At 67.9% G+C, this 8950-nt stretch carries 11 protein-coding genes; 8 read left to right on the forward strand and 3 right to left on the reverse strand.

The genetic code is table 11. The features are described from left to right. The first annotated feature begins 157 nt into the window (after positions 1-157). The 5 genes from EEJ42_RS37625 to EEJ42_RS37640 all read left to right on the forward strand — a co-directional run bounded on the left by EEJ42_RS37625 (position 158) and on the right by EEJ42_RS37640 (position 6029). Positions 158-1144, forward strand: a complete 987-nt coding sequence (locus EEJ42_RS37625; protein WP_281291597.1) for a transposase — start codon at positions 158-160, stop codon at positions 1142-1144. Beyond that, the gene (locus tag EEJ42_RS51410) at positions 1045-1293 is read left to right on the forward strand and encodes a 4'-phosphopantetheinyl transferase superfamily protein (RefSeq protein WP_246097625.1); all 249 of its coding nucleotides are present in this window, start codon (positions 1045-1047) and stop codon (positions 1291-1293) included. The genes EEJ42_RS37625 and EEJ42_RS51410 overlap by 100 nt, the downstream gene beginning before the upstream one ends. A 962-nt stretch (positions 1294-2255) precedes the next feature. Then, complete coding sequence (locus EEJ42_RS54010) at positions 2256-2825, forward strand: MFS transporter (protein WP_281291595.1); 570 nt, start codon at positions 2256-2258, stop codon at positions 2823-2825. Continuing rightward, on the forward strand, positions 2798-3832 hold the full coding sequence (locus EEJ42_RS37635) for an MFS transporter (protein WP_281291596.1): 1035 nt from the start codon (positions 2798-2800) through the stop codon (positions 3830-3832). Before EEJ42_RS54010 ends, EEJ42_RS37635 begins: the two co-directional genes overlap by 28 nt. A 169-nt stretch (positions 3833-4001) precedes the next feature. Continuing rightward, complete coding sequence (locus tag EEJ42_RS37640; RefSeq protein WP_184503469.1) at positions 4002-6029, forward strand: HelD family protein; 2028 nt, start codon at positions 4002-4004, stop codon at positions 6027-6029. Between the two features lie 81 nt (positions 6030-6110). Here EEJ42_RS37640 and EEJ42_RS54325 read toward each other — a convergent pair whose 3' ends face one another. The 3 genes from EEJ42_RS54325 to EEJ42_RS37655 all read right to left on the reverse strand — a co-directional run bounded on the left by EEJ42_RS54325 (position 6111) and on the right by EEJ42_RS37655 (position 7038). Beyond that, entirely contained in the window at positions 6111-6263 is a 153-nt protein-coding gene (locus tag EEJ42_RS54325; RefSeq protein WP_342778380.1) for a hypothetical protein, read from the reverse strand. Between the two features lie 362 nt (positions 6264-6625). Beyond that, positions 6626-6820, reverse strand: a complete 195-nt coding sequence (locus EEJ42_RS50440; RefSeq protein ID WP_148082167.1) for a hypothetical protein — start codon at positions 6818-6820, stop codon at positions 6626-6628. Next, complete coding sequence (locus tag EEJ42_RS37655) at positions 6817-7038, reverse strand: hypothetical protein (RefSeq protein WP_123106677.1); 222 nt, start codon at positions 7036-7038, stop codon at positions 6817-6819. The genes EEJ42_RS50440 and EEJ42_RS37655 overlap by 4 nt, the downstream gene beginning before the upstream one ends. A gap of 398 nt (positions 7039-7436) precedes the next feature. On the opposite strand from EEJ42_RS37655, the gene EEJ42_RS37660 reads away from it, so the two are divergent. From EEJ42_RS37660 to EEJ42_RS50445, 3 genes are all read left to right on the forward strand, one after another. Beyond that, complete coding sequence (locus EEJ42_RS37660; RefSeq protein WP_246097626.1) at positions 7437-8258, forward strand: SigB/SigF/SigG family RNA polymerase sigma factor; 822 nt, start codon at positions 7437-7439, stop codon at positions 8256-8258. An 80-nt stretch (positions 8259-8338) separates the two neighbouring features. Next, complete coding sequence (locus EEJ42_RS37665) at positions 8339-8569, forward strand: DUF5133 domain-containing protein (RefSeq protein ID WP_123106679.1); 231 nt, start codon at positions 8339-8341, stop codon at positions 8567-8569. A gap of 63 nt (positions 8570-8632) precedes the next feature. Further along, positions 8633-8854, forward strand: coding sequence for a hypothetical protein (locus tag EEJ42_RS50445; protein ID WP_148082168.1), 222 nt, complete (start codon positions 8633-8635; stop codon positions 8852-8854). Positions 8855-8950 lie beyond the last annotated feature (96 nt).

An 8950-nucleotide genomic window follows, 5' to 3' on the forward strand; every position in this document is an offset into this window, starting at 1 on the left:
GGGTCCAGGGATGTGGACCCGCCCGGTGGCACGGCACCACTGCTCATCCCGCATTCCGTTGCGAATCCCGTTTGCCGTTCCCGTACCCGTCTCGGTATGACCAAGGGGGAGGCCAACGACGGGTGTCCTCCGGCTTCTGACGCCGGGCTGGGCGCCCCTGGCTCGCGCGGCGGCCAACACGGTCATGCCGATGGCGCCGCCCGAAGGATGGGTGCTGCGCACACTGGTCACCCCACGGACGGGGGAGAGCACGGTCGGCGTCCACAAGCGCTTCTGCCCGGGTTACGGTCAGGTGCTCAACGCCCAGTACGACGTGGGCCTGTGGGCCGCCTCCACAACCATGTGCTATCCGCTCGCCCGGCGGCTGCTGCTGCCGCCCGAATGGTTCCAGGACGAGGCGCGCCGAGCCCGTGCGTCGATCCCGGGGAACTGCACGCCCGAAACACCTGTGGTATGCGGCCTGAGTGCCTATCTCGACCTGCCGGACGCTCTGCGGGGGCGGCTGCCGATCGTGATGGACATGCGCGGTGTGGACATCCCCGCCGCGGTCCACCAACTGCGCGCGGTCCGGGTGCCGTTCCTCGTCAAGGCATACCGGGGGCTGCCTATGACGGTCGTCGATCCGGCACTGCCCCATGTCGCCGGACGGCAGTCGACGTACCAGATCATGGCGGCGGCGGGGAAGGCGGTGCCGGGCGAAGTGACGGCGCTCCAGCCGCGTGACTTCACGTTCACCGGCAAGAGGTCCACGCTCCGCGTACAACGCACATGGAAGCGTCGAGCCGAGGGCGGCACGTACCTCGGAGCCCCCAAGACGAAGAAGTTCCGACGCACCCTTGTCCTCACCCCTGACCAGGTGGCGCTGTTCCAGCGCGCATGCCTGGGCAAGCAGCCCCAGGACCTGATCTTCACCGCTCCCGGCGGACAGTCCTGGCACTCGGGCTTCTTCTTCGCCCAACGGTGGAAGCCCGCCCTGGACGCTGCCAACGCCGCCGGCTGGCGAAGAGGCCGTGCGTCCACGAGCTCCGCCACACGCACGAAGGCGTGTTGGAGACCATTGCCCTGCCCGGTGAAATCGCGCGGCTGCGCAGACTCCGGGCGACCGAACGCGGCGTGTGCTGGGACCGCCTGCTGTTCAGCATGAAGGAAGCGGTCTACAAGGCCTGGTATCCGGCCACGGGGCGTCGACTGGATTTCGAGGACGCCGACATCGAAGTGGACGCCGCGGCAGCCTCCTTCACGGCACGCATCATCCTTCCCGGCCCCGGAACAGGGGAGAAGCCGGCCTTCTGAAGGGCCGTTGGCCGGCCCGGCGAAATCTTGTGGTCTCCGCTATCGCCGTACCGAAGACGGTGGTCGTGCCGAGGGCGTGACCCGGACGGGCGCCGGCTTCGTACGTGGACAGCGACCGGGCAGCGCGTGCTCAGCTGATCCGCGCGACCGCCCTACCCGCCCACGACCCGAAAGACATCGGAGAGCCCGCACCGGACGGCCACCCGGCACACCCTGCTGCCCGCACTCGAAAGACCACCCCGAACCCGCCCGACACCCGTGATCAGAATTCACGCGATGGATCAGTTTTCAGGGCGAGTTGGGCAGACCGGTACAGCCCCGTTCGACCAGACGCTTCAGCTTCGCGCGCGCTCCCTCGATCTTCGCGGTCTCGGCCGCAAGGCCGATCCTCGGCACGATCCGCTCCGCCCCGCGAACGGCGACACCTCTTTCGCCGCCGGCGCCGGCACCGCCCCCCTCCCGTCAAGGACAGACCTGCCCACCCCCACACCAATCAACATCTCCCCAGGTCAGGACGTCCCTCGAAACGAGCCGCACCCGATCGAGAACGCCGACGCCCTGGGTTGCCGTACGGCGCGCGCCGAACGACTACCCCGATCGGGATGCCTTCCGACACTCCGTTATAGCCAGTCGAACGATCTACCGCTTACCCCCACGGGCGACCCCGCGTCGAAGCAGGTGGTGCTCGATGACCAGGCGTGCAGCTATATGGGTCGCAGGACGCGGTGCGACAGCTCACTGAAGGCAGAAAATCCGCTCAGTCGCAACCCCCTCGGAAGTGAAAACCTTCAACTCGGAAATCCGCCAGAGGCACAAAACTATTCAGTCCGCAAATCCGGCGGAGGCATATAGCCCGCTCGGCCGCAACAGTTTTGACGAGGAACCCTAAGATTGACAGCGTTGTGGAGTTTGCTTATAGTCCCGTCGTTCAAGCTCCCGCCCATCGATATCCAAAGGAGTTCATGACTACGCCGCCAACGCTGCCGAAGTCCAGGCAGCGGTTGATTCTTGCCGTTCTTATGGTGTGTTCGCTGCTGATTTGGCTGGACAACACCGTCCTCAGCATTCTCCTGGAGACCCTTGCCGACCCGGTCCGTGGACTGGGCGCCAGCCCGGCCGAGCTGCAATGGGCCACAGGCGCATACACCCTGGTCTTCGCAACCTTGATGTTCACCGCTGGCGCACTGGGCGATAGCTTCGGCCACCGGAAAGTGCTCGCAGTTGGCTTGGTGATCTTTGCCGGGGCCTCGATCTGGGCGGCGTACGCAGGCGATGCAGGCCAGCTGATTGCCGCCCGGGGTGCGATGGGAGTCGGCGCCGCACTGATCATGCCTGCCAACTTTGCCATCCTGTTGTGGACCTTCACCGGCCCCGCGCGGGCAACCGCAATCGCCATTTCTTCGACATCCACCGGTGTCGGAATGGCAGCGGGCCCGGTGTTGGCGGGACTCCTGCTCAGCCATTTCTGGTGGGGTTCGGTCTTTCTGTCAACGTTCCAATCGTCGTGCTGGCATTGGCTGGGATCGTCCTGATGGTCCCCAATTTTCGCAGCCCTACCGTGCGGCCGCTGGACCCGGCTGGGATATTGCTGTCGATCAGCGGACTCGCGGCGTTGACGTACGGCCTGATTCGCGCGGGGCAGGTGGACTCCTGGAGTCGTTCGGACGTCTGGGCGCCGATCGCGGTCGGGTTTGTCCTGCTGGCCGCTTTCGTGCTCGTCGAATTGAGGGCCAAGGAACCAAGTTTCGATCCCCGGATGCTTGCGCAGCGGGTGTTCGGTGGTGGCAACGCGTCCATGGCGTTGCTGCTCTTTTCTGTGGCTGCCGTCACTTTCTACAACGCGTTCTATATGCAGGGTGCATTGGGCTACTCGCCGATGAAGGCCGGCTTGGCCAATGTTCCGACCGCGGTCGGCGCTGTCGTAGGGGCGCCCCTGGGCGCACGTCTGGTCAGCCGATGGTCTCTGCGCCCTGTCGCCGTGCCGGCGCTCACTGTGGCGGCGTTCAGCTTTGGCGCGGTCGGATTTCTCGATCTGCACACCCCACTCGTCTGGATCGAGATCCTGTTGTTGGCGCAGGGCTTTTCCGTCGGCGTTGTGATGGCCCCGGTGACCGGAGCACTGATCAGCAGCCTGCCGCTGGAACGGTCCGGCGCCGGGTCGGCCGTCACCAACACGGCGCGGCAGGTCGGCAGTGTGATCGGGATTGCGGTGGGCGGCACGATCATGTCGATCGCATATCGAGGCGCGATCGAACACTCGCTGAGCGATGTCCCGGAGGCGCAACAGGACAGCGCCCGGGTTTCCGCGGAACAGGCTCGGCATGTCGCCGCCACTCTCGACCGGCCCACTCTTGCGCAGGCTGCCGATCGTGCGTTCATCCACGCTATGCACGTCGGCGCGGTCTGGATCATGCTCATCGCACTCTTCGCAGCAGCCGTGCTGCTGATTACCTTGCCTGCTGCCGGAAAGAAGAAGGGGCCGACACCGCAGCCGGACTACGAAGAGGCCCGCAGCTCCGAGCCCCACTCCACCGCGTGACGGGCTGTTTGTGGAAGCGGTGCGCTTGGCAGCAGCGGCAAACTTCACCAAGTAAGCCAAGGCTTGCCTTTCAGGGAACTTTTGACCGTATGGGTCGAATCGAAGGAGACCCCTGTTGTCGAAAATCAATGATCCCGCTCTGCGTGCGGTCGAATCGGAGCAGGATTATGTGTCCTCCTTGTATGAGTTGCTCACCGAGCGGCTTTCCGAGGCGCGAGTAACACGCGCGAGTGTGCTGAAGGCCCCGGCGGACAGCGCCGGTGAGGCATACGAGAGAGAAATCGCCGCCGAGCGTCTGGGCAAGGAAATCGGCCGGCTGGAGGGTGCCGAAAAGGGGCTGGTCTTCGGGCGCATCGACTGGACGGATGGCACGGCCCTGCGCATCGGGCGGATCGGACTGCACACGGAAGAGGAGGACCTGCCTCTGCTCGTGGACTGGCGCGCGAACGCGGCGCGGCCCTTCTACGAGGCGACACCGGTCCACCCGATGGACCTGCGGCGGCGCCGGCACCTGCGCCTCGAGGAGCGCACGGTCATCTCGGTGAGCGACGAACTGCTGGACGGGACCGCCCCGACCGACGAGGACGTGGTGGGGGACGGCCCGTTGACCGAGGCTCTGTCGGCACGGCGTACGGGCAGGATGCACGCGGCCGTCGCGACGTTGCAGGCCGAGCAGGACGAGATCGTCCGCTCCGCCCACCGCGGGGTGACCGTGGTGCAGGGCGGGCCCGGCACCGGCAAGACGGTGGTCGCCCTGCACCGGGCGGCCTATGTCCTGTACGCGTTCCCGCGCGCCGCGGAGGAGGGCGTCCTGGTGGTGGGCCCGAACGCCCGGTTCCTCGACTACATCTCCCAGGTCCTTCCCTCGCTCGGAGAGAACGACGTCGTTCTGGCGACCTGCCGGGAACTGGCCGGAGTGTCCACGGACACGGTGGGCCCGTTCGATACCGCGCGTCTCAAGGGCAGCTGCGACCTCGCCGACGCCTTGGCCGGCCTGCTGCGTGTCCACCAAGCCCCCGCCGGTGACTTCACCGTCCGGGTCGGACAGGAACTGGTTCACCTCTCCGGCGAGGAAGTCGCCACGGCACGCGACGCCGCCGTGGCAGCCGTACTGGGGCACAACCCCGCGCGCCAGGTGTTCAAAGAGCTCTTGGTCGAGGCCGTCACCGACGCGATGCAACGAGACATGGGCGACCTCCTGGAGCAGATCGACGCCGATGCCGAACGGATGACGGGCATCAACCTCGACCGGTTCACGGGAGCTGCCCAGCGCCGTGCCGAAGGTGCGGCCGACTCAGGTCCGGTCCACGAGCTGGACCTGGACGCCATCCGAGCCGATCTCCTCGACGACGCCGGCGTCGACCGAGCGGTCGAGGTGTTGTGGCCGCGGCTGGTACCCGGTGACCTCGTGAAGGCGCTCCTGACGAACGCCGACGCCCTCGCCGAGCGCCTGCCCCGCCTGACCGCGCAGGAGCGGTCCCTTCTGCTGCGCGGTCCGGACGACCCGTGGACCGATGCCGATGTGCCGTTGCTGGACGAGGCGGCGAGCCTGGTCGACGGCCCCCCGGAGCGGACGTACGGGCACGTCGTCGTCGACGAGGCGCAGGAACTGACCGCCATGCAGTGGCGGATGATCGTCCGCCGCTGCCCGGCAAGGGCGATGACGCTGGTGGGTGACTTCGCCCAGGCAGGCCCGGTCGCGACGGCACGCGACTGGAAGGAAGCACTGAGCCCCCACGTCGGACCGCGGTTCAAACTGCACAACCTGACCGTCAGCTACCGCACCACGCAGGAGATTCTGGAGAGCGTCCGGGACCTGCTCACGCGGATCGCTCCGGACCAGCAGCCCACGCGGTCACTGCGCAGCGGTGAGAGCCCTCGCACCGTGACCACACCTCCGGACGGGTTGGTCACCGCCGTCGTTCAGGAACTCCGCGCCCAGAGCACCGCGCACCCGGGCGAGCTTCTGGGAGTGATCTGCGCGGACACCAGGGTGAGCGAGCTGACGGCCCAGGGCATCGCTCACCACGCACGCATCGTGCCGGCGTCCGAAGCACGCGGCCTGGAATTCGACGGAGTCGTCGTCGTGAACCCCGAGGAAATCATCACGGCCCGCCCCGGTGGGGAAAGGGACTTGTACGTAGCCCTGACCCGGGCCACCAAGCGCCTCTGCACCATCACCGTCCAGCCCGCCTGACGGCTCGGCGCCCGCGTCGTCGCCGCGGGCGCACCGGCGCGGTACAGACACCGGCCCGCGCGCACGGGGTTGCTCGCCGCCTCACCGCTCGTGGCCGCACCCTCCGTCGGTCCACACGGTGGTCACTGTGACGATGCCGTTGTCGGTCTTGCCCAGCCGGCCCAGCCACTGCCGGCCGACATCCGCGGTCGCCGTGCCGTCCTTGCGGTCCCCGAGCCATGCAGCCCATTCCACGGCTGGAATGCGCACGGGCGTCGGCTCGCCGACCAAGGCGAGTTGTTCGTCAACGGGGACGGGCCCGGACCGGTTCACCGCAGTGAGCGGGAACAGGGCCGGGCCCGAGGTCGTTCTCACAGGCCATCGTCCGGCGTGTCGACCAGGGGCTGAGCGGGGACTGTTGGTGGAGGGGAAGCCGCGCTCAGCCGGGCCGATCGGTTTCGGTGGGTGCGAGGCCGTACAGCACGGGACCGCAGGGTCTCGATGACCTCCTTCGCACGAGCAGCGGCAACAGGCTTCGCCTCGCGCTCCAGTTCCTCCGCCGGTACGCCCAGCAACTCCGAGACGAACTCAGCATGGCGCGAACCCTGCGCCGCAGCTCAGCCGCGCTCACCGACGCGGTTGAATTCGTAGTGCTCACCGTTTCCCCGGTCCTCTTCGGAAACCTGCTCATGGCGCGCGCACCGTAAGCACAGGCCCGCGGACATCTCGAACCGGCGGATGGCGCGCCAAGGGCGGCAGCGGGTGATCACCTCGGAGGTGGCCCTCGGCTCCTTCACCGCGGTGGGGCTCATGCCATGGAGGCGGACAGAAGAAGTTCGGACTCCGGGGAGAGCGAGACGATACGGACCCGGTCGCCGTCGCGGTAGGTCAGGCTCCCTGGCACGCCGCCGACGACCGGGTGGTCGTCCCCACGGGGCAGCCCGGCGAGGACCGTGGTGCGCAGCCCCTCGCGGAGCGCGAGCGACCTGCCCAGGGGAACAGCAAGGTCGACTGTGGGGTGTGCGAGCACCGGCGCAGGGGCGCAGCCAGGGCTGGTCTTACGACCTTCATGCCTCCGGCGGGCCCTCTCTCGGAGGAGGGAGGGGGCTCGTCGTGCGGCTGCCGCGCCGTTGTGGTTGAGGTGGAGGGCGGAGGATGCCGGAGGGTGAGGCGGCAGCGTTTCTCGCAGTCGGCACGTGCCGCTACAGCGGTATCCACCAGGGCTGGAGAGGTGGGGAGGCTCGCCGCCCAGCCGAAAAACAAGGGTTTGACGTCAGTGGGCTGGGCTAGAAGAGTCAGTGATTGAGGTGCTTCGGAAGGCAGGCACACCTGGCGGGAGCCGCGCGTACGCGCTGTGGGCCCCAGATGTGTCGTGTTGGCTTCCCGCCGCTGCTGGACAGCAACGAGCAGGGAGCAGAGATGACACCGATGAGCGCCGCACCCGCACGCGCCCGCCACCGTCACGACGACGCCCCTGACACCGCGGCCGACTTCGAGCGGCTGGCCGCGGCGTCCGACGGGCCCGAGCGGGAGGTCCTGGTCGAGGAGCTGGTCGCGGCCTGGCTGCCGATGGCCCACCGCCTCGCCGGCCGCTACCGCAACCGCGGAGAGAACCTCGATGACCTGAAACAGGTCGCGGCAATGGGTCTGGTCAAGGCCGTAGAGCGCTACGACCCGCAGCGCGGAGACGCGTTCGAGTCGTTTGCCGTCCCCACGATCGTGGGGGAACTGAGGCGGTACTTCCGCGATTGCAGCTGGGACGTGCACGTTCCCCGGCGGGTTCAGGAACTGCGCAACAAGGTCCGCGCCACCCTCCAGGAGCTGGCCACCACCGAACGCGCCGACCGCTCGCCGACCGTCGCGCAGATCGCCGAAGCCGCCGGTATGAACGAAGAGGACGTACTGACCGGCATGGAAGCCATGGACAGCTTCCGTTCCCTGTCCCTGGACGCCGAGCTGACCGGCGCGGACGACGGCTACTCGCTGGCCGACACCCTCGGCCGGCCCGAGGCCCGCTACGAAACGGTCATCGCCCGGGAAGCGGTCAAGCCCTGCCTGCACCGCCTCCCGGAGCGGGAGCAGCACATCCTGTACCTGCGGTTCTTCCGCGACATGACCCAAGCCGACATCGGCGAGGAGCTGGGCATCTCCCAGATGCACGTCTCCCGCCTCATCTCCCGCAGCTGCCGCACCATCCGCGAAGAGGTCGAGGCCGAGCCGCAGCCCCGGCGGCTCCCGGCTGCCGCCTGACACCCCGCGCCCCCCTTACCGCCGCGCCCGCCATCACAGCACGTACCGCCACCGTTACGAAGAACGAAGAGGAGCATTCCATGCTCATGGCCCACCCCGCGGTTCTCGCCGACCTCGTCCAGCAGTACGAGACGCTGCACGCCCTGCACGCCGAGAACGGCGGCCCGGAGGCACAGCAGCGACTCGACGACATCGTCTACACGCTGTGCACCGCCACCGGCACCCGCGACATCGACGCTGCCCTGATCGCCGCCCGGCACCAGCTCCCCGGCGCCCGCACCGAAGACGACTCCCTCCTCCTCGACGCCTGAGACACACGGCGGCCCCGGCCACCGGCCGGGCCCACAGCACCCGAGTACGAAAGCAGAACCGACGTGAACAACCCACCCGACCCCCACGCTGAGTCCGATCCGGCGGCAGAAGGAGAGGCGCCGATCTACGAGGCCCTTCTCCACGAACTCGGCGACGTGGTCACCGATACGCGCCAGACGGCCGAAGCCGTACAACAACAGGCGGCCGAATCGCTGGCCTTCACCACCCCGGACGCAAAGGAAAGACCCGCGCCCGGCGCGGCCCAACCGCCTCCAGAGGACTGAGCAGACAGTGCCGAGGAGCTTTGACGAGTGGCCAATCGGCCGGTAACGGAAGACAACGGAACAGCGGGGGCCGGGACCCACCAACGTGGGTCCCGG

The organism is Streptomyces botrytidirepellens (genome assembly GCF_003721215.1).
GTDB classification, from domain to species: Bacteria; Actinomycetota; Actinomycetes; order Streptomycetales; family Streptomycetaceae; genus Streptomyces; species Streptomyces himastatinicus.

Coding starts and splice junctions, on each gene's coding strand:
- EEJ42_RS54010 (WP_281291595.1), top strand. CDS start 2,256: ATGACTACGCCGCCAACGCTGCCGAAGTCCAGGCAGCGGTTGATTCTT.
- EEJ42_RS37665 (WP_123106679.1), top strand. CDS start 8,339: ATGCTCATGGCCCACCCCGCGGTTCTCGCCGACCTCGTCCAGCAGTAC.
- EEJ42_RS37660 (WP_246097626.1), top strand. CDS start 7,437: ATGAGCGCCGCACCCGCACGCGCCCGCCACCGTCACGACGACGCCCCT.
- EEJ42_RS50440 (WP_148082167.1), bottom strand. CDS start 6,820: ATGAGCCCCACCGCGGTGAAGGAGCCGAGGGCCACCTCCGAGGTGATC.